At 63.9% G+C, this 18,646-nt stretch carries 16 protein-coding genes and 1 pseudogene; 5 read left to right on the top strand and 12 right to left on the bottom strand.

Translation table 11 applies throughout. The features are described 5' to 3' along the window. Positions 1-2: 2 nt before the first annotated feature. From madL to mdcA, 6 genes are all read right to left on the bottom strand, one after another. Positions 3-410, bottom strand: coding sequence for a malonate transporter subunit MadL (madL, locus tag ACUXH0_RS01855; RefSeq protein WP_004632473.1), 408 nt, complete (start codon positions 408-410; stop codon positions 3-5). Between the two features lie 357 nt (positions 411-767). Further along, complete coding sequence (gene mdcE / locus ACUXH0_RS01850) at positions 768-1,598, bottom strand: biotin-independent malonate decarboxylase subunit gamma (RefSeq protein WP_065851809.1); 831 nt, start codon at positions 1,596-1,598, stop codon at positions 768-770. Then, positions 1,595-2,440 carry a biotin-independent malonate decarboxylase subunit beta gene (locus tag ACUXH0_RS01845; RefSeq protein WP_065851808.1) on the bottom strand — a complete coding sequence of 282 codons (846 nt, stop codon included), beginning with the start codon at positions 2,438-2,440 and terminating at the stop codon, positions 1,595-1,597. Before ACUXH0_RS01845 ends, mdcE begins: the two co-directional genes overlap by 4 nt. Before the next feature lie 9 nt (positions 2,441-2,449). Next, positions 2,450-2,749 carry a malonate decarboxylase subunit delta gene (locus ACUXH0_RS01840; RefSeq protein WP_065851805.1) on the bottom strand — a complete coding sequence of 100 codons (300 nt, stop codon included), beginning with the start codon at positions 2,747-2,749 and terminating at the stop codon, positions 2,450-2,452. Next, complete coding sequence (locus ACUXH0_RS01835) at positions 2,736-3,665, bottom strand: triphosphoribosyl-dephospho-CoA synthase (RefSeq protein ID WP_004632482.1); 930 nt, start codon at positions 3,663-3,665, stop codon at positions 2,736-2,738. The genes ACUXH0_RS01840 and ACUXH0_RS01835 overlap by 14 nt, the downstream gene beginning before the upstream one ends. Continuing rightward, on the bottom strand, positions 3,665-5,353 hold the full coding sequence (gene mdcA, locus ACUXH0_RS01830) for a malonate decarboxylase subunit alpha (protein WP_065851802.1): 1,689 nt from the start codon (positions 5,351-5,353) through the stop codon (positions 3,665-3,667). Before mdcA ends, ACUXH0_RS01835 begins: the two co-directional genes overlap by 1 nt. Positions 5,354-5,518: 165 nt before the next feature. Here mdcA and ACUXH0_RS01825 point away from each other — a divergent pair, with 165 nt between their 5' ends. Then, positions 5,519-6,424 carry a LysR substrate-binding domain-containing protein gene (locus ACUXH0_RS01825; RefSeq protein WP_182593558.1) on the top strand — a complete coding sequence of 302 codons (906 nt, stop codon included), beginning with the start codon at positions 5,519-5,521 and terminating at the stop codon, positions 6,422-6,424. A 95-nt stretch (positions 6,425-6,519) separates the two neighbouring features. Here ACUXH0_RS01825 and ACUXH0_RS01820 read toward each other — a convergent pair. The 3 genes and pseudogenes from ACUXH0_RS01820 to ACUXH0_RS01810 all read right to left on the bottom strand — a co-directional run bounded on the left by ACUXH0_RS01820 (position 6,520) and on the right by ACUXH0_RS01810 (position 11,836). Beyond that, positions 6,520-9,453, bottom strand: a pseudogene (locus ACUXH0_RS01820) (bifunctional diguanylate cyclase/phosphodiesterase). Then, on the bottom strand, positions 9,450-10,739 hold the full coding sequence (locus tag ACUXH0_RS01815; protein WP_170816394.1) for an ABC transporter substrate-binding protein: 1,290 nt from the start codon (positions 10,737-10,739) through the stop codon (positions 9,450-9,452). Before ACUXH0_RS01815 ends, ACUXH0_RS01820 begins: the two are co-directional and overlap by 4 nt. A 470-nt stretch (positions 10,740-11,209) precedes the next feature. Further along, entirely contained in the window at positions 11,210-11,836 is a 627-nt protein-coding gene (locus ACUXH0_RS01810) for a J domain-containing protein (RefSeq protein WP_259393647.1), read from the bottom strand. A gap of 103 nt (positions 11,837-11,939) precedes the next feature. On the opposite strand from ACUXH0_RS01810, the gene ACUXH0_RS01805 reads away from it, so the two are divergent. Both ACUXH0_RS01805 and ACUXH0_RS01800 read left to right on the top strand, forming a co-directional pair. Then, the gene (locus tag ACUXH0_RS01805) at positions 11,940-12,284 is read left to right on the top strand and encodes an ArsR/SmtB family transcription factor (protein WP_065851840.1); all 345 of its coding nucleotides are present in this window, start codon (positions 11,940-11,942) and stop codon (positions 12,282-12,284) included. Further along, positions 12,274-12,792, top strand: coding sequence for an SRPBCC family protein (locus ACUXH0_RS01800; RefSeq protein WP_004632497.1), 519 nt, complete (start codon positions 12,274-12,276; stop codon positions 12,790-12,792). Before ACUXH0_RS01805 ends, ACUXH0_RS01800 begins: the two co-directional genes overlap by 11 nt. A 70-nt stretch (positions 12,793-12,862) precedes the next feature. Here the strand turns inward: ACUXH0_RS01800 and ACUXH0_RS01795 are convergent, their stop codons facing one another. Then, positions 12,863-13,240, bottom strand: coding sequence for a cupredoxin domain-containing protein (locus ACUXH0_RS01795; protein WP_065851800.1), 378 nt, complete (start codon positions 13,238-13,240; stop codon positions 12,863-12,865). A gap of 1 nt (position 13,241) precedes the next feature. Beyond that, positions 13,242-14,192 (bottom strand): metallophosphoesterase family protein, encoded by a 951-nt coding sequence (locus ACUXH0_RS01790; protein WP_065851798.1) that lies wholly within the window; start codon positions 14,190-14,192, stop codon positions 13,242-13,244. 199 nt (positions 14,193-14,391) lie between these two features. On the opposite strand from ACUXH0_RS01790, the gene ACUXH0_RS01785 reads away from it, so the two are divergent. Next, positions 14,392-15,024: an RNA polymerase sigma factor gene (locus ACUXH0_RS01785; protein WP_024974398.1), complete on the top strand. Its 633-nt coding sequence runs from the start codon at positions 14,392-14,394 to the stop codon at positions 15,022-15,024. Then, on the top strand, positions 15,014-15,835 hold the full coding sequence (locus ACUXH0_RS01780) for an anti-sigma factor family protein (RefSeq protein WP_182593559.1): 822 nt from the start codon (positions 15,014-15,016) through the stop codon (positions 15,833-15,835). The genes ACUXH0_RS01785 and ACUXH0_RS01780 overlap by 11 nt, the downstream gene beginning before the upstream one ends. Positions 15,836-15,842: 7 nt before the next feature. Here ACUXH0_RS01780 and ACUXH0_RS01775 read toward each other — a convergent pair whose 3' ends face one another. Then, on the bottom strand, positions 15,843-18,515 hold the full coding sequence (locus ACUXH0_RS01775) for a bifunctional diguanylate cyclase/phosphodiesterase (RefSeq protein WP_028866867.1): 2,673 nt from the start codon (positions 18,513-18,515) through the stop codon (positions 15,843-15,845). Positions 18,516-18,646: the final 131 nt, after the last annotated feature.

Genomic DNA, 18,646 nt, shown 5'->3' with positions numbered 1-18,646 from the left:
CCTTAGGCGCGGGCTTGTTCGGTTTCAGGCAGCGGGGGCAGCGGGCGCCGGTCTTCCGCGTTGCCCGTGCGGTTGATGAGTGCAATGCAGACACCGCACACCAGCACCGCACCGATGGCGCCGAGCAGCGCAACCGGGCCGCCGCGCAGTGCCGTGACGACGTTCTGTGTGGCCGCCATGGCGACCACTACCGGGATGTACATGGCGCCCCAGAACGAGACGCCCGCCTCGGTGGCGGCCGGCATGAGCCCGTGCCTGTGCAGGTAGAGCCGCGCGAAGATGAGCAGCAGCATGGCGATGCCCACGCCGCCCACATTGGCCTTTACGCCGATGGCCTGGCCGAGCAGGTCGCCCAGGAAGAGGCCGGCGATATGACAGAGCGCCAGCAGGGTTGTACCGTAGATGATCACGTCTTTGTCTCCTGAAGGAACGGCGATGGGTCGCCTGTTGTGTGGTGTGGTGATCGAGGTTTGAAGACTGGTTGTTTTGCGTTGATTGCGTTGGTGGTGCATCCCTTGTTTCATCCCCTGCCGGGGCTGACTTACTTTCTTTGTCTTGCCAAAGAAAGTAAGCAAAGAAAGGCGCGCCCAAGATGGCGACTTCCCCTTGAATTTCTGCAACCGGGCGGGGAAGGGGAAAACTCGCTGCGCTCAGACAGTTCCCCTTCCTTTTTCCGCCCGCTTGCAAAAATTCAAGGCGCCATCTAGGGCAGGTACGGCCAAACCATCGGGGCGCATGTGTTCGCGCCGTGATGTGTCTCCTATTCGTTATGCGCTTTCTGGCTGCGCGTTCCATTGCTCGCGCAGGCGTTTGCGAACTTCCGACGATGCGCCGCGCAGCGGCGCGCCCAGGCGGCTTTCCAGCCCGCGCGATGGGTCGGCTGCGATATCGGCCAGCGCCGCCGCGAGCGCCGTCTGCACGGTATCGATGTCAACTGCATTGGGCGCGTCGGCAGACTTCACCTTCAGCAGGTTCCACAGCAAGCCGAGCGAGGCGAAGCTAGCGATGTCGTACGCCATGGGCGGAACCTCTTGTGCGAGGCGTTCCAGGTCGGCGACGGAGCGCAGCGTCACGCGCGCGGCTGCAGCCTTGCCCATCGCGTGCACCATCACGTCGGCATCGTCCAGGGCGAGCAGGCGGTTGGCCTGGTAGCCGTGCGCCAGCAGCGCGCCCGACATGGCACGACCGACGATGAGGCCGATGACGGGGTGGCCAGCCAACCTGGCAGCCGCGTAGGCATCCGCCGCCGCAGCCAGTGCGAGGTGGATGCCGTAGGCCTCCTCGCGGCGCCCGTAGGCTTGGCTTGCCACATCGATGACGGCGACGATGGCGCGCTTCTTTTCCTGCCCTGCATCGGCACGCATGGCATCGCGCACGGCACGCGCAAGCTGCCAGCCTTCGATGAGACCGACTTCACCGTTGCGCGCGCGGGGGAAGCGGTTCCCGGCGTCGGGCACGATGGCGATGTAGCGAGTGGGCCGTCCCGCCAGCGCGGCATCGACGACTTGCAGCGTGCTGCCGTAACCTGGCACCGGCGCGCCGCCGGCAAGCACGCGCATCCAGGTCGCGCCGCGCGTGGAAAGTTCGTTCTGGCTCATGCGACGTCCTTTGCGTAGTGCGTGCGCACATCTTCTGCCGTGGCTTGACGTGATGTGTCTACAGCGGCGAGTTGTGCGAGGTAGTGGTCGATCTGCTCGCTGCGCTGGTGCGTTGGTGCGCCGGCGCGCAGCCACTCGATCACCTGCGCGCGGATCGTGACGGAATCGTCCTCGATGCAGACATCGGCCAGCCCCGTGGCGGCGCGTTGTTCGCCCCCCGTCAGGCTCCAGATGAAAGGGCGATCGCGCGAGTCGTATTCTTCAATGCCGGCTTCCTGCTCGATCACCTGCGGGCCGTTCAGGCCGAGGCGTGCTTCGCGCGTCATCAGCAGGTAGCTGCACAGGCCCGCTGCGATGCTCATGCCGCCAAAGCAGCCGACCACGCCAGCGGTGATGCCGATCACCGGCCCATACTCGCGCAGCGCGCGGATGCCGGCGTGGATCTCGGCAATGGCGGCGAGGCCCAGGTTGGCTTCCTGCAGCCGCACGCCGCCGGTCTCGAAGACGATGACGGCGCGTGTGGGAATGCCGTTGCGGTTGTCTTCCACCGCAAGCTCCAGCGCGCCGGCAATCTTGGCGCCGGACACCTCGCCCATGCTGCCGCCCTGGAAGGCGCCTTCAATGGCAAGCACCACCGCCGGCTGCCCGCCCAGCGTGCCGCGCGCCACCACGACGCCATCATCGGCCTGCGTGACGATGCCCTGACGCGGCAGCCACGGCGAGGTCAATTGTTCGAACGGGTCCAGTAGTTCACGGAAGGTGCCGGGGTCGAGCAGCGCAATCGCGCGTCGGCGCGCATCGCGTTCGATAAAGCTATCGCGTTCAATCGGGTTGCGTGACATGGCTTCTCCTCAAGATTGCGCGAGCGCTTCGAGCGCCTGCTCAAGCCGCAACCGCACCACGGCCGGTGTCGCACCGAAATCGTTGATGGTGATCTTGGCCGCCGGCCACGCGTGCGAGCCGAACACGCGTGCAAGCTGCGCCTGCCACGTCGCGCTCATGCCATTGACGGACGTCGTGATGGCCACGTCGATGTGGCCGGCGTTGCCCGGCGTCAACAGCACTTCGAGGTCGCCCGAGCCGACCACGCCGGCATACGCACGGCGCCCGGCGGGCGCGCCGCCGGTGAACTGAAAATCAAGATGCTCCATGTTCGGTTTCCTGATGAGCGGTTTCGGTGTCGTACCCTGCCTGCGCGCTTGCGGGCAGGCGGTCGAGGAACAGCGCGGCAGCCAGCAAGTCGGCCGCGCCGCCGGGTGACACGTGCAGCGCCAGCATGTCTTGTTCAAGCGTGCGGAAAGCGCGGCGGCCCTGCGGTGTTGCCAAGCCGCCTTCTGCACGAACAGTGGCCGCGCCCGTTTGCACAACGCGCAGTGCTTGCGCGCCGCCGCGTGCAAGCACGCAGGTGTCATCCAGCGCGGCCATGACGGCAAGCAATGCATCCACGCGTGCGTGGTCTTCGCGAATGCCGGCTGCGCGCGCCTGGCGCAGCGCCGGCAGCGCCACCTTGATCACATGCGGGAAGCCGGCGCAGGCCTGGCCCTTGGCACCGCCGACGCCGTAGTCATTGCAGGCGCGCTCGCCTTTGTGGCCAGTCGAGACGGGGGCAAAGCGGTCGGGAATGTTCGCCAGGCGCGCGGCGCGGCGCGCAACAGCGGCTGCGTCCACTGCAGGCGGCGTTTGAGCTGCAGCCGTCACCAGCAAGCCCAGCGCCCAGATGGCGCCGCGGTGCGTGTTGACTCCACCGGTGGCGTCGAGCATGGCCGCTTCGCCTTCGCGCCCCAGGCGGCCGATGCGCTCGCGCAGGGCGAGTTGTGCGCCGGCTTGCGTTTCGATCTGCGCGCCGGCCAGTGCCATGGCTTCAAACGTGGGGCGCAGGGTTTGGGCCGAATGCACCATCAGCGTCCAGTCCAGATCGTGATGCGCGCCGTTGCCGCGCACATCCACCAGGCCGGGCTTGGGCGACAGCGTCACTTCGTCGATGAGGGCAGACTCGACCAGCGCGGCCAATCGCTTCGCGCGTGCTTTCGGGCTGGCCGGGAGGGGCCGTTGCAATGTCTTCTCCATTACCAGCTCCGGAAGCGTGCAGGCGGGTCGTACAGGCCGCCGGACCATTCGACCAGGTCGGCGATGCTCTTGGCGGCGAGCAGTTCGCGGCCGGCGTCGCTGCGGCGCACGTCGAGGTCTTCGGGCAGCGCGATCAGGCCGTCGCGGCGCATCTGTTCGGTCTTGGATGGGTCATGCCGCAGGCCGATCGATGTGACACCCGCTACCGCCGCAATCATCGCGCGCCGCTCTTCCAGCGAACGGGCCTTGTACAGATACGCGATGCCGTCTTCGGTTAGCAGGTGCGTGACGTCGTCGCCGTAGATCATGATGGGCGCGAGCGGCATGCCGCTTTGCCTGGCCACGGCCACCGCATCCAGCGTGTCGACAAAGGTCGGCTTGCCGCCTTCCTGGAACGTTTCGACCATCTGCACGACGAGCTTCTTGCCGCGCTCCAGCATCGTCACCGGTTCGGTCATGTCGAGCCACGCCGGTGTGGCGTGTCGGCGGCCGCGCGGGTCGTGGCCCATGTTGGGCGCGCCGCCAAAGCCGGCCAGGCGGCCGCGCGTGACGGTGGACGAATGCCCGTCGCCATCCACCTGCAGCGTCGCGCCAATGAACAGGTCCACAGCATATTGGCCGGCCAACTGACACAGCATGCGGTTCGAGCGCAACGAGCCGTCACGGCCGGTGAAGAACACATCGGGGCGTGCGGCCACGTAGCGCTCCATGCCGAGTTCCGTGCCGAAGCAGTGCACGCTTTCCACCCAGCCCGATTCGATGGCGGGAATGAGCGTCGGGTGCGGGTTCAGCGTCCAGTTGCGGCAGATCTTGCCCTTGAGGCCCAGGCGCTCGCCGTACGTCGGCAGGATCAGCTCGATGGCGGCCGTGTTGAAGCCGATGCCGTGGTTGAGCGACTGCACGTTGTGCCGCTGGTAGATGCCGCGAATCGCCATCATCGCCATCAGCACGTGCACGGGTTTGATGAGGCGCGGGTCGCGCGTGAACAGCGGCTCGATGTAGAACGGCTTGTCGGCCTGCACGATGAAATCGACCCACGAGCCGGGGATGTCGACGCGCGGCAGGTCGGCCGGATCGTCGACGATCTCGTTGACCTGCACGATGACGATGCCGTCGGAAAACGCCGTGGGTTCGACCAGCGCGGGCGTGTCTTCCGTGCTCGGGCCGGTGTAGATGTTGCCGTCGCGGTCAGCCTTGAAACCGGCCACCAGCGACACGTTCGGAATCAGGTCCACCACCAGCCGCGCATACAGCTCGATGTAGGTGTGAATGGCGCCCACTTCCAGCAGCCCGTCGCCAAGCAACTGGCTGATGCGCAGGCTCTGCGGCCCCGCAAACGAGAAGTCCAGCTTGTGCGCGATGCCGGCCTCGAAAATGTCGAGATGTTCGGCGCGGCTCACGCTGGGCATGATCATGTGCAGATCGTGCAGGCGCTCGGGGTTCACCTTGGCCAGCGAGCGCGACAGGAAATCCGCCTGCTTCTGGTTGTTGCCCTCCAGCACGACGCGGTCGCCCGGTGCGAGCAGCGTTTCGAGTGCGGCGACGATATCGCTGGTCGGAATGACCTTGCCGTTGGCAATGCGGCGGGCTGCAGCCAGGCGGCGTTCCTTTTCGTCGCGCCGCCGGCGCCATTGAGGCGGGATGGGTGCGTTGACCCCGTTTGCCGATTGGGTGGGCATCGGTTGCATTGGGTGGCGTCTCCAGCCTTGATTGATTTGATGGGCTGTACCGTATGCCGTAAGAACGTGCACTTCAATCAACCTTGGCGCCATTTCGTTAACTTGAAGTTAATGAAACAATGGGCAATTCTGATAGCAGCGCGCCAACAGAACGCGCCCGGAGGAGACCCTGCCATGGCAATCGATGACGACATCACCCTGAAGAAGCTTGAGGTGTTCCAGTCCTTCATGACGCTGGGCAACATGGCGCGCGTTTCGGAAGCGCTGGGGCAAAGCACGGTGAGCGTGCACCGCGCGCTGCATTCGCTGGAAGAAGGGCTGCGCTGCCCGCTGTTCAAGCGCGACGGCCGCAAGCTGATTCCGCTGTCGACCGCCTATGTGTTTGCCGAGCACGTGGAGCGCATCCTGGCCGAATGCGAAGCCGGCGTGCGCCGCACGCGCGAAGCGGCGGGGTTTTCGTCAACCACGCTGAAGATCGGCGGGCTGTATTCAATGACGGTGGGCACGCTGCCGCGCATCTTTGCGGGCCTGAAAACACGCCGCTCCGCGCTCGACATCGAACTCACGCTGGGCTCGAACCGCAGCCTGCTCGCCAAGCTCGAAGACGGGCAACTCGACGCCATCGTCATCGCGCTGGGCGAGCCGCTGCGCAATCCCGATCTGCTGACCGTGCCGATGTTTGACGACGAGATCCTCTTTGCCGCGCCGCTCGGCTCGCCGTATGCGTCGTCAGCAGAGATCGATTTGCAAACCGTGCGCAGCGAAAAGTTCGTCGCGCTCGGCGACGACTTTGCGACGTATCACGACTTCATGGCCGCCTTTGACAAGGCCGGCTTTGCGCCGCAGATTGCGCTGCGCGTGGGCGACATCTTCTCGCTGATGAACCTCGTGAGCGGTGGTATCGGCTACGCGCTACTACCGTGCCGCGTGGCCGATTTCAGCCCCAAGGTGCAACTGATTTCGCTGGCCGCACGCTATGCCATCAGTCAGCACATCGTGCTGGTGATGCAGCGCAATCGGGAGCGCGATCCGAATCTGTTGGCGTTGTCGGCGGAGTGTCGGTTGCTGGGCGCGCGATAACGTTGATCATGTGTGCCGCACCACGTGAAAGTCTTCTTCCGCTGTGGGCGCAACGAAGTGGCGCGTGATCTCTTCAGACTCCGTGTCTCAGTCCTTCATGCTGAAGCATCAGCGGCGCGCTTTTCGCTCATGGGCCATACCCGACGTTCGAATTCATGCGGCGGAACCGGCGTCGAATAAAGAAAGCCCTGCGCAAAATCGCAATCGACAGCCTTGAGAAAATCCCGCTGCTCGGCGGTCTCCACACCTTCGGCAATGACTTTGAGCCCCAATTTGTGTGCCAGGACGACCATTGCCTCGCACAGCGCCTGGTTGTCTTCGTCAAAGCTCAGGTTGTAGACGAATGAACGATCGATCTTCAGGTAGTCAATATCGAAGCGCTTGAGATACGCAAGCGACGAGTAACCGGTTCCAAAGTCGTCGATCGAGATCCCGATGCCCGCGCTGCGCAAAGTCAGCAGCGTCTCGTCCGTCCGCGATTCGGCCTGCAATAGCAGCCCTTCCGTGATTTCCACCATCACGCTCTGAACCGGCAAGCCTTCGCGCGCAAGGAAGTCGGACCATCGCGCGCACAGTTGGCCATCCTGGCGCATCTGCACCGGAGACATGTTGACGCTGATCTGGAAAGACGGATGGAATTGATCGCGCCATTGGCGCGCCTGTTGCACCGCCTGCTTGAATACCCAATCGCCGATGGGGACGATGAGGCCCGTGTCTTCCGCCACGGAAATGAAATCATGCGGGCTGATGGTGCCGCGCTCCGGGTGCAGCCAGCGGATCAGCGCCTCGGCTTTGCAAACCTCGCCCGTGGCGAGCTCCACGATGGGCTGGTAGTAGACCTGAAACTGGCCGCTGGGCAGCGCGGCGCGCAAATCGCTGGTGAGCCGCAGGCGCTGTTCGGCCTCCACCTGCATGTCGGGCTTGAAGTAACTGAAGCGATTGCGCCCGGCGTTTTTGGCCGCATACATGGCTTGATCGGCGTTCTTGAACAGCACGTCAAGATCGTGGGCGTCGTCGGGGTAGAAGGTGACGCCAACGCTGGCAGAAATGAAGGCCTCGTCCGTGCCCAGTTTGAATGGCTCGGCCAACTTGCCGATGATGGTCCTGGCGATCCGTTCAACGCTCTCCGCGTCATCCAGATTGGGCAGGATGACGGTGAACTCATCCCCGCCCAGACGGGCGACCGTATCCGATTGGCGCACGCACGAACCGATGCGCTTGCCGGCCTCGATCAGTAACGTATCTCCCCTATCGTGCCCGAGCGAGTCGTTGACTTCCTTGAAGCGGTCGAGATCGATCAGCATCAACGCCATGCGCCGCCCGATATGGCCTGGCTGACTGGCTTCCTGGGCGAGGCGCTCATGGAACATCTGGCGATTCGGCAGGCCCGTCAGTGCATCGAAATTGGCCTGTTTCCAGATGGTGGCCTCAAACGCCATCCGGTCGGAGAGATCACGACCGACCGCCAACACGGAATGCACATTGCCGGCTTGGTCGGTCTCCGGCGTGAGGCGGACGTGCGAGCATTGTTCCTGCCCATCCTTGCCGGCCCATCTCAGTTCGAATTGCGCGCTTGTGCCGCTTGAAATGACGTCGCTGATGATCTTTTCGTAGACGCGCGCGTTGTCGCCGCCGGGGAGTTCCGAGGGCCGCTTGCCGAGCGCTTCCGTAAGGCTGCAACCAGCCAGGGCACAGAACGCAGGGTTGGCGTAAATGCGGCGGGACTCGCGGTCATAGCGGGCAATCGTATCTGGGGAGTTCTCGATCAGTGTGCGCGACTCCCGCTCCCGCGTGACGAGCTCTGCCGTCCGTTCGATGACGGTTTGTTCGAGCGAGGCATTGATCTTCTGGATCTTCTGCTTGATCGCTTCGCGCATTCTCTCGAAGCGCTGCGCGAGCCTGCTCAGTTCGTCCTTGGCGCGGGCCCCGGCTTCCTCGTGCTTTCCTTCGTCGACCTGGGCGCCGGCATCGTCGCCGGTATCGTGCACCTTGCGCACCAGCTCCCTGAGCGGCGCAGAAATGCTGTGCGAGATGAAGTAAGCAAGGAAGATCGACAGCAGAACCCCCGAGATGCCGACCAGCGCGATCTGGTTTCGCACCGCTTGTGCCTCGGCCGTCAGTTTTTTCTCCGCAATGGTGCTCACCACGAACCAGGTCGTGCCGGGGATTTTGGCGTACGCAGTCAAATAACGTCCTCCGCGCTTTCCCTCGACCGCAACAAAGCTTCGCGCCTCGCCCGATGTCGCGTTGCGCGCGAGGTTTTCGAGCAGGCCGGGTTCGGGTAGTGCGCCGATATCATTCGAGGCGTCGGCGGCCCGGATGATGACCTCGTTACTCGCATCGAGAATGTAGATTTGCGTACCGCTGCCCGTGGCGACGTCGTTGAAGATGGTCGAGAAGTATGCGGGGCGGACGATCAGCACCAGATTGCCGAGCTGGCGGTTGCTGTTCTTGTCGATGATGGCGCGCACCACCCCGACGTTTTGCTGTCCAACACCGTTGTCGTAGCTGCCCCAGTACGTGTGCGCATGCTCGTCCTAAGCGCGTGAGACGAGGCGTGTCACACCCTGGGTCAATTGCGTGGCGGCCTGGGTGTCGAGAATCCGGTTGTTCTTGTCGAGCAGATACTTCTGGTTGATGAAATCAACCGATCCGTAATGCTCGAGGAGCAGCCGCGCCATGTCCTGGCGTGCCTCGCTTTGCTCCTTGCCGTTGCCGCTCGCAGCCCTGGCAAGCGCGCCTTGAACCCGATTGGAGAGCACCAGCAAGTTGCTTTCCGTCTCGATCTGCCGCATGCGCAATTCGATGTTTCTCGAGACTTGCTTGACCACCTCCTTCGAGAAGATCTCTGCGTTCTCCTTGATCGCCGCGATCGAGTTCACATACGAAATGCTGGCCGAAATGCAGATCGGCAGCAGAGACAGCAGGATGAACGCGGCAACCAACCGGTGGCGAATCTCAACGCGGCGAAGCAGGTCCTGTGAGAGATAGTCGAAAGCGCGCTGCAGCAACCGTGGGATCGAGTTCATTTGTAGTGCATCTTCGCTTCATTCTTGACCGATTCGTCGAGTCGCTTCGCCGCTTGGCTGGGCGACATCTTCTTGAGCAACACGTCCTGCATCAACCCATGCAGCGACTCGAGCGTGTTTGAAGGCAGCGTCGAATAGTACGGGCTGGCAGTCACCAAATAGCGGCTGACCGTATTCGTGTAGTCGACGATTTCCGGGTCACTGACGGCCGTTTCCGCGTCTTGCTGGAACGGGGAGATGTTGTGGCGCTTTCTCTGCAGAATCGGGAAGCCTTTGCCGGCGATGAATTCCAGAAAGCGCATTGCAGCTGCCTTGTTGGGCGTCTCGCATACGGCAAAGCCTGTCTCGCTGCCGAGCACGGGCACCATCTGAGCGCCGCGCTTGTTCCATGGCGGGATGAATACGCCGACCGCAAAGCGATTGCCGTGCAGCAGCAGGCCCGCCGCCCAACTGCCCTGGAAGGCCATCGCCACCTTGCCTTCCTTGAAAAGACGCATGCCGTCGTCGTAGCCGGTTGCCATGAACGACGCCTGGACGTAGCCGCGCTCCGGCAGCAGTGCCATCCTGGCGAAGATATCAGCGACCTCGGGGGTGTCGAGATCCAGCGTGCCCTCGGCCATCTTGCTTTTCCAGTTCGGCTCGTGCGCGATCACGTTGTTGGCGAAGCCCGAGGCAAACGGTCCGTTTCCGAGCATGTTCGGGAATGCGCCGTTCAACATCATGGGCGTGAATCCTGCGCGTTTGAGTTGCGCGCAAACGCGCAGGAACTCGTCGAAATTTGCTGGCAGCTTGTCGATGCCCGCTTTTTCGAACATCTCGCGGTTGTAGTAGATCATCGTCGTTGCGACACCGCCCGAGATGCCGAACCCTTTGCCGCGGCGGCTGGTCCAGTCCCGCTTGAGCGGGGCGAGCATGTTCGTCCACGCCAATGTCTGGCTGACATTGGCAAGGACGCGCTGATCGGCCAGTTCGGCCGAATAGGCATTTGGGTTGACGCTCAAAAGATCGGGCATCGTGCCGGCAGCGACGCGGGGTTTGATGTTCTCTTCGACCGAATTGCCGATCATGAATTGAACGTCCACCTGCACATCGGGATTGAGCTTGCTGAACTCGGCAGCAATCTGAAGCATCTGCTCGGGCCAGTCCGGTGCCCAGATCAATGCCGTAATGCTGGTTCGGTGCGGCGAGGGCGAACTGGTGATGGTGGCGTCTTGCTGGTGGCAACCGGACAGAATCAGCAAACCGATCAGACCGGATAGCAGCCGGGCAAAGTGGCTTTGTCGCATATCACGCTCGCTTTCGGTTCGGTATGAGCCGGTTGGGCTCGCGAAGCAGGGAAGACTTCTCGCGGCCGCCCGTCGATCGGGGCGCTCGATATTGCTGAGCATTGATTGCCTGGAGATGACGGCGTGCGCCAGCAGCGCCCGCCACGCCCGGCAGATCGGGAAACCCATGCGACAGCCAGAATGCGGATAGTTGGGCATGACGACGAATAAGCTGATTAACCGCAACAGACGCAATCTGTTCATCGGCAGCCCACATGAATCCTTTAATGGTCGCGAGGCGCGGGCGTTTGTTTCCCATGTGGCTCAGCGCCTCAATGAACTTGGCACCTCGACAAATGGCAATCGGCAAACGTTTGGCTCATGACGAAGGCGTTGCCTGCCACCACCAGCGCGACCTTGGTGATCCTGCTCGCAGCGCGAGCCGAACTTGCATCCAATCACCCGCAGTTAGCGGGCAGGCCAATCGGCACCTATGGGCGCAAGCCAAACAACCCCTGCCAGAACGACTCGAACGCACGCCGCGGCACTGCAGATTCGTCGATTTTGGAGGCCGCGTCTTCGGGTGCGGGCGCTGGCTGCGCGTCGGACACCTCCGTTGCAGGCTTGGGGGAGCGCCGTGCTTCCTGCAAGGCCCACACGCTGTCGGCGATGCGTGCGGCGAGTTCTGCATCGCAGTCCCTGCCGAGCAGCACGCCGAACAGGACGTCGCGATGGTGGCCATCGTCGGCAAAACGCATGGCGATGGCGACCATCTTTTCGTAATGCTCCTGCGCAAGGCGTTCGCGCTCGCGTTGCGCTTCGCGCTCCTGTGCTTCCTGGGCATCGCGCTCCGCTTGCCAGCGCTGCATTTCCTGTGCGAATACCTCGTCGTAGACACGGCGCTGTTCAGCGTCGGAGAGGATCGAGTAGGCTTCGCGAATTTCCTGGAACGCCGCATAGGCCTCGGCTTCTCGGCCGGGGTTGCGGTCGGGATGCCACTTCATTGCGGCGCGGCGGTAAGCGCGCTTGATTTCGTCCAGGGTGGCGTCCGGCTGCACGCCGAGGGTCGCGTAGATGGTCGTCATGAGCGGTGTGGCGGCTGCCGGGGGGAAGGTCATCCTAGCATGGGTACGTGTGCATGCTGACCGGCCGCCCACCTGTGTCACCACACGCTGTTGAACCTTGTTGCATCAACGCATTCTCGCGTATATAGTTAGCCAAATGGATAACAATGGAATTGCGCTAGACGCGGTATTTCACGCGCTTTCGGACCCAACGCGCAGGGCGGTTATTCAACGGCTCGGTGAAGGGCCCGCGTCGGTAAGTGAACTGGCGGAACCATTCGACATGGCGCTGCCGTCCTTCATGAAGCACATGCGGGTGCTGGAAGACGTCGGGCTGGTCCGCTCGGAAAAGAGCGGCCGAATCCGGACGTGCACGCTCGAGCGCAAGAAGTTGGCCGCCGCCGAGCGCTGGTTTGAGCAACAGCACGCGATCTGGACGGGCAGGTACCGCAATCTGGACAACCTCTTAGAGAAACTCCAAGGAGAAGGCAATGAAGGCTGATCTTCGGTTTGATTTCGTGGTCGACATGCAAAAGAGCAGCCTCACCGTGAGGCGAGAGTTCGCGGCGAAGCGCCAGCTCGTGTGGGATTGCCATACGAAGCGCGAACTGCTCGATCAGTGGTTTGCGCCCAAGCCGCTCACCACCAAGACCAAGCATATGGAATTCAAGGAAGGCGGCTACTGGCACTACGCCATGATCACCCCCGATGGACAGTCGTTCTGGAGCCGCCTGGACTATCAGAAGATCAACCCGATCGACGGCTATGCGGCGCTCGATGCTTTTTCTGACGAAACCGGCGCCGTGAATCCGGATCTGCCCCGCGCCCGCTGGGATGTCACCTTTGCCGATGCGAAGGAACGCACCCTCGTCACGACTGTGGTGTTGTACAACTCGCCAGAGGACGTGCAGAAGGTCATCGACATGGGGTTGAAGGACGGGATGACCTCCACCATGGAGCGGCTCGACGAACTGCTGCTGACCCTGGCCGAGCGGGACGCGCTGGCTTAAGGCGGCGCTCGCAGATGAAAACGCCCCGAACAGATCGGGGCGTTTTGCGTTGGGTATGCGGCGTTGCGCTTCAGGTGACGGTTAACGTCCCATTCATCGTCTCGTGGCCCGAGCCGCAGAAGATGTCGCACAGGAAATCGAACGTCCCCGTCTTGTCGGGTGTGAGCGCCAGCCGCACGGTCTGCCCCGGCACCACATCGGCCCGTACGTTGAAATCCGGAATCGAAAAACCCATCAGGATGTCTTGCCCGGTCAGTTCGAACACCACGGGCACGCCGCGCTTGAGCGTGATCTTGTCGGGCGTGAACGTGAACTTGCGCGCGTGCACGCGGATGACCGTCGGGCCCTCGCCGTGCGCAACGCAGGCGAGCGCCGCACCCGCCGCAAGCACGGTGAACTGACGCAGCGCCAGCCGGCGCTTGGGGTTGTGTGCGATGAAGGCGCGCATGTCAGGTGGTCTCCGGGGTTTTGGTGGCAGTGGCTTCGCTGTTGGGTTGGATCGGCTGCTCGGCCAACGCCCAGGTGGCGGCATCCTGCTTGCCGTGCTCGGCGATGCTGCGCCAGCCCAGGCCGCGGTACGGTGCGGCAGCATCCCACGGGATCGGGTTGCGCTTGGCCTGCGAGCCCGGCGCGGGCAGCGGGAACATCAACGAGCGCGCGGAGTGGTGCGCGATGTGCCCGGTCATGTGGTGATGCTCCTGGTGGATGTGGCCGTAGAACACCGTCACGTTCGGGTGCGGCATCAGCAAGTCGATGACCTGCTGGCCATCGCGCGTGGCCCAGTCCCATTGCGGGTACAGGTCGAACAGCGGCCGGTGCGTGAACACGACGATGGGTGTGTGCTCAGGCACGGAACGCACATCCGCCGCCAGCCACACGAGTTGTGCATCGCCCACACGGGCGGACGGGTCGGACACGTTGTCGATGGCGATGAAGTGCACGCCCTTGTGATCGAACGAGTAATGCGTGCGGCCGAAGAGTTCGATATAGGCCTCGCCGTTGTCGAGCGAAGCGTCGTGCTCGCCCGGCATGTAGTGCACAACCGGCACCTTGATCTGCGCGGCAATGTCGCGAAATTCGGCCAAGCGCTTGCGGCGCTCGGCAGGGTCGTCGCTGATGTGGCTGAGGTCGCCCGTGAAGATGACGAAATCCGGCGCCGGCGACAGCGCATTCACCGCCGCAATCGCCTTGGGCAGCGTGCCTTGCGAATCCGGGTTCGGCGCGCCCTTGAAGCCCCAGTGCGTGTCCGATAACTGCACGAAATAGAAATCGTCTGGCTTGGCGCCGGCGGCGCGCGTGGTGGCCGCCATTGCCTGCCAGCCGGGCAGGCCGGATGCGTACACCAGACCGCCGACCGCGGCCAGTTGCAGGAACTGGCGTCGTCCGGGTTGCTTGCTCATGGGTGTCCCCTGCAATAGATGGCTGAGTATGGGAAGTGGGCCCAGCGCGATGGAAATGGAGGAAGCGCCGGTCCTGCCTGTCATACCGGCCGGCGTGCCCGCGTATTCCATAAGATTCGCGTTTTCACAAAATTTCTTCGGGGCGGGAATAAACTGGATTGCACCCAGGTATACGGAGGTCAACCGCCTCTAGGCTGCCATGCCCGACCTGCCAGACCCCATGCTCGATCTGCCCACCGACGCGCAGCGCTTTGCGCAGGCGGTGTTGCCGCATGTCGACGCCGCCTACAACCTGGCACGCTGGCTCTCGGGCGACGCGCAAGACGCCGACGACATCGTTCAGGAAGCCTGCCTGCGCGCGTTCCGGCTGTTCGGCGGGTTTCGCGGCGGCGATGGCCGTCCGTGGCTGCTCGCCATCGTGCGCAACACGTGGTTCTCGGAATGCGCGCGCCGCAAGCAGGCCCCGGCCCAGCCATGGGATGACGATGCAGCAGGCCAGGCGAATGACGACAGCGCCAGCTACGGTGTCGACCCCGCCGCGCTGCTCGCCCGCATCGACGATGTGCGCCGCGTGCATGCCGCGCTGGCGCAGTTGCCCGTGCCGTATCGCGAGGTGCTCGTGCTGCGCGAGCTGGAAGACCTGCCGTACCGCGACATTGCCGCCGTGGTCGACGCGCCCATCGGCACGGTCATGTCGCGGCTGGCACGTGCGCGGCAGCAACTCGCACGCCTATTGACGGAAGACAACGCGCCACCGCGCACCAATGTGACACCCATCCGCGCATCGGGCGGCATGGGAAACAGCACGAAGGAGGCCCGCCATGAACTGTGACGACATCCGCGCGCTGCTGGCTGCCCGCGCCGATGGCGAACTCGGTGCGGCCGACAGCCTGCGCATGGAAACGCATCTGGGCACGTGTGCCGCTTGCACCGACATCGCAGTGCGCCACGATGGCGTGGCGCGTGCGCTGCGCCAGGGGCTGCGTGCGCCGGCGCTGTACATGAAGGCGCCGGCGGGTTTGAGCGAACGTGTATTGCAGGCCGTGCAGGCAGAGTCCGGCGTGCGACCCGAATCGACCCGTGCGGGCGCGCCGCGCCGGACGGAATTTCCATGGCAGCGCTTGGCCAATTGGTTGATCACGCCATCGCGGGGGCTCGGCTTGGGATTGGGCGCAGCCGCGCTCGCGGCCGTGGCACTCGGTGTGGGCGTGCTGGTTGGCCGACCCGATATGGCTGCGCTCACCGCGCACGACATCACCGCAAGCCACGTGCGGGCGCTGCTGGGCGCGCGGGAGACGGATGTGCTGTCATCGGATCGCCACACGGTCAAGCCGTGGTTCAACGGCCGCATCGACTATGCGCCGCCCGTGACTGACCTTGCCGCACGCGGTTTCCCGCTCATCGGCGGGCGGCTGGACTACATCGACGGACGCCCGGTGGCGGTACTGGTCTACCGCTCGGCGCAGCATCCCGTCGATATGTACGTACGCCCCGAGGCGGGCAGTGATACCGAGCCCGCGCTGCGCACCGAGCGCGGCTACCAGTTGATGGTCTGGCGCAGCGCCGGCATGGGCTACTGGGCCATCACCGATGCGTCTGCCGATGTGGTGCAGGCCTTTGCGCGGGCCGTGCGCGGCGGCTGAAAGACGGTCAGGTTTCCGCAAGCTGCTGCCTTTTGACCACAAAGGCTGCAAACGCTGCCGGCGGCACCGGCGGGCAGAAGAGGTGGCCCTGGCCGTAGTCACAACCTGCCGCCACCAGGATCGCCTTCTGCTCCTCGGTTTCGATGCCCTCCGCGATGACCTTGATGCGCAGCGCGTGCGCCATGCTCACGATGGCGCTGCACAGCGCGATGTCCTTCGGGTCATCTGCGAGGCTGCGCACGAAAGACTGGTCGATCTTGATGTAGTTGATGTCGAAGCGCTTGAGATACGACAGCGACGAATAGCCCGTGCCGAAATCGTCGAGCGCGATGTCAACACCCGCGCGCCTGAACTCGTGCAGGTGCTCGACCACCTCGGCGCTGTCGGCCATCAACGAGCCTTCGGTAATTTCGACGACCAGGCTGTGCGGTGGAAGCCCCCGGCGCTCCACCACCTTGGGCCAGGACTCGTTGCTCGACTGGTGCGCGCGGAACTCCAGCGGCGATTTGTTGACCGACACCTGCAGCGTGTTGTCGAGCGTGGCGTGCCATTGCGTGAGCTGATCCAGCGCCTGGTTCAGCACCCACTTGCCGATTTCGACGATCAGCCCGCTGTCTTCGGCCACCGGTATGAAATCCGCCGGATCGATCTCGCCCCGCACGGGGTGCGTCCAGCGGATCAGCGCCTCTGCCTTGCGCACCTTGCCCGTCAACAGATCGACGATCGGCTGATAGTGCACCGCAAGCTGGCCCTGCGTGAGCGCCACGCGCAAATCGCTGGTCACGCGCAGGCGTTCCTGCTCGGCGCGCTGCAATGCCGGGGTAAAGACGGCCCATTGATTGCGCCCCGCGCTCTTGGCCGCAAACATGGCCTGGTCTGCGCGCACGAGCAACGATTCCGCGCTGTCGGCATCGCGCGGGTACAGTGCCACGCCAATGCTGGCCGATACTTCCACGCTTTCCTCACCAAGCTGCAGCGGCGCCGCAATGCGTGCGAGCAGGGCGCGGATGATGGGCGTGGCCGCGCCGGCATCAGGCAGGTCCGGCAGGATGATGGTGAACTCGTCGCCCGCCAGCCGCGCGACCGTATCGGTGCCGCGAACGATGGCCGAGATGCGCCGGGCGATCTCCTTGAGCAGGACGTCGCCCTGGTCATGACCGAGCGTGTCGTTCACTTCCTTGAAGCGGTCAAGATCGATGAACAGCAGCGCGAGCTGTGTAGATGCCTGACGCGCTCGCGCGATCTCGTGGCGCAGGCGGTTGTAGAACATGTGCCGGTTGGGCAGATCGGTGAGCGCATCGAAGTTGGCCTGCCGCCAGATGACCTCTTCGGCCCGCTTCTTCTCCGTCATGTCGTGGATCAGCACAACCCGGCGCGGCTCGCCCAGCGTGCTGTCGGCAAACGTGTCGATGGTGAGCAGCGCGGGGAATTCGCTGCCGTCCTTGCGGCGGATCAGGTACTCGCCGCTCCACGTGCCCTTGGTTGAGACACCCTCGCGCATGGCGTCGATCACGGCGCGCTCGTTGCATTCGGAGCGGATGGCGTCGCTGGACTGGCCCTTGAACTCCTGCGCTGAATAGCCGGTGGTGACGGTAAAGGCGGGGTTCACGTCGATCACGTGCCCGTCGAGGGACGTCACCATCATCGCCTCGCTGCTCGACGCATAGACCATGGAGGCCAGGCGCAGATCTTCGATGTGCCGCTTGCGCTCTGCACCCCGGCGACGCAGCGTGAAATACAGCAGCGCGAGGAGCAAGGTGGAGGCGGCCGCCTCGACCAGCGCGGTGCGCCGATAGCCGTCGTAAGGCGCCAGCACCGAGGCCACCGACTCGCCCACCAGAAAGTAGAGCCCGATCTCCGGCACATGGTGATAGCCGATGATGCGCTCCACGCCGTCGGTGCCCGACACCACGCGGTAGCTGCCCGTTTCCAGCGCGCCCGGCTGGTTGAACTGGCGGCGGCGCGGCGGCTTTTCGATACCCGCGGTCGGGTTGGGCACGCGGGCCAGGACCTGACCTGACTCGCGGATGATCGTGGCCGCCCCGTCCTTGCCCACGGCCAGCGTATTGGCGAAGCTGGCGAACTGTTCCGGGCTGACCGACACGACGACGACGCCGGCAAACTGCCCGGCCCTGAGGATGGGCCGTGTGAACTGGATCGACCACTTTTTCGAGACCTTGCCTTGCACCGGATCGCTGATGAAGAGCACGTCGCGTCCGCCCGAATCCTTGTGGACGCGAAAGTGCTCGCGCTGGCTCAGGTCGACGCGTTCTGTTGTGGGGCCGATGCTGGAGTAGAGCAGCATCCCGTTCTCGTCGATCACGGAAACCTGGAAGGTCAGGTCGCGCACGGTCTCCTGCCGCTCGCGGATAACATGCTCGAATACTTCGCGGCCGGCCAGCCAACTCGCGCGCAGATCGAGCAAGAACTCCGACACGCGCCGCACGCTGCCAAGCGAGTATTCACCAAATGCCCGTGCCTCAACCTGCGTGCGGGCCTGCGCATCGCGTATCAGCCTGTCGTGCTCTAGGGTGAGTTGATGGAACGTGAACGACCAGATGAACAGCAGGCCCACGACCGCACCGATGTTGAGCGGCGACAACAGTTTGCTCCGCCATCGTTGCCGTGGCGGGGTATCTGTCGTGCCACCAGAAGAGGCCTTCGATTGCTCTGCGGGCATCCCCACTCCAGCGGTTGCGTGTCCAGTTGCCTAGGGCACGCGTGCCGCGTGCCTGGGTGTCGGCAATTCATGTGCATCTCACTCTATATCGGAGCGGGCCGCATGTGTCTTAACCCGACCGTGGAAGCAGG

Source organism: Ralstonia sp. 110700041-2 (assembly GCF_056280165.1).
This window is presented reverse-complemented; position numbering and strand designations above follow the sequence as displayed.

Coding starts and splice junctions, on each gene's coding strand:
- ACUXH0_RS01800 (WP_004632497.1), top strand. CDS start 12,274: ATGAAGGCTGATCTTCGGTTTGATTTCGTGGTCGACATGCAAAAGAGC.
- ACUXH0_RS01805 (WP_065851840.1), top strand. CDS start 11,940: ATGGATAACAATGGAATTGCGCTAGACGCGGTATTTCACGCGCTTTCG.
- ACUXH0_RS01840 (WP_065851805.1), bottom strand. CDS start 2,749: ATGGAGCATCTTGATTTTCAGTTCACCGGCGGCGCGCCCGCCGGGCGC.
- ACUXH0_RS01845 (WP_065851808.1), bottom strand. CDS start 2,440: ATGTCACGCAACCCGATTGAACGCGATAGCTTTATCGAACGCGATGCG.
- ACUXH0_RS01785 (WP_024974398.1), top strand. CDS start 14,392: ATGCCCGACCTGCCAGACCCCATGCTCGATCTGCCCACCGACGCGCAG.
- ACUXH0_RS01835 (WP_004632482.1), bottom strand. CDS start 3,665: ATGGAGAAGACATTGCAACGGCCCCTCCCGGCCAGCCCGAAAGCACGC.
- ACUXH0_RS01790 (WP_065851798.1), bottom strand. CDS start 14,192: ATGAGCAAGCAACCCGGACGACGCCAGTTCCTGCAACTGGCCGCGGTC.
- mdcE (WP_065851809.1), bottom strand. CDS start 1,598: ATGAGCCAGAACGAACTTTCCACGCGCGGCGCGACCTGGATGCGCGTG.
- ACUXH0_RS01825 (WP_182593558.1), top strand. CDS start 5,519: ATGGCAATCGATGACGACATCACCCTGAAGAAGCTTGAGGTGTTCCAG.
- ACUXH0_RS01815 (WP_170816394.1), bottom strand. CDS start 10,739: ATGCGACAAAGCCACTTTGCCCGGCTGCTATCCGGTCTGATCGGTTTG.
- ACUXH0_RS01780 (WP_182593559.1), top strand. CDS start 15,014: ATGAACTGTGACGACATCCGCGCGCTGCTGGCTGCCCGCGCCGATGGC.
- ACUXH0_RS01810 (WP_259393647.1), bottom strand. CDS start 11,836: ATGACCTTCCCCCCGGCAGCCGCCACACCGCTCATGACGACCATCTAC.
- ACUXH0_RS01775 (WP_028866867.1), bottom strand. CDS start 18,515: ATGCCCGCAGAGCAATCGAAGGCCTCTTCTGGTGGCACGACAGATACC.
- mdcA (WP_065851802.1), bottom strand. CDS start 5,353: ATGCAACCGATGCCCACCCAATCGGCAAACGGGGTCAACGCACCCATC.
- ACUXH0_RS01795 (WP_065851800.1), bottom strand. CDS start 13,240: ATGCGCGCCTTCATCGCACACAACCCCAAGCGCCGGCTGGCGCTGCGT.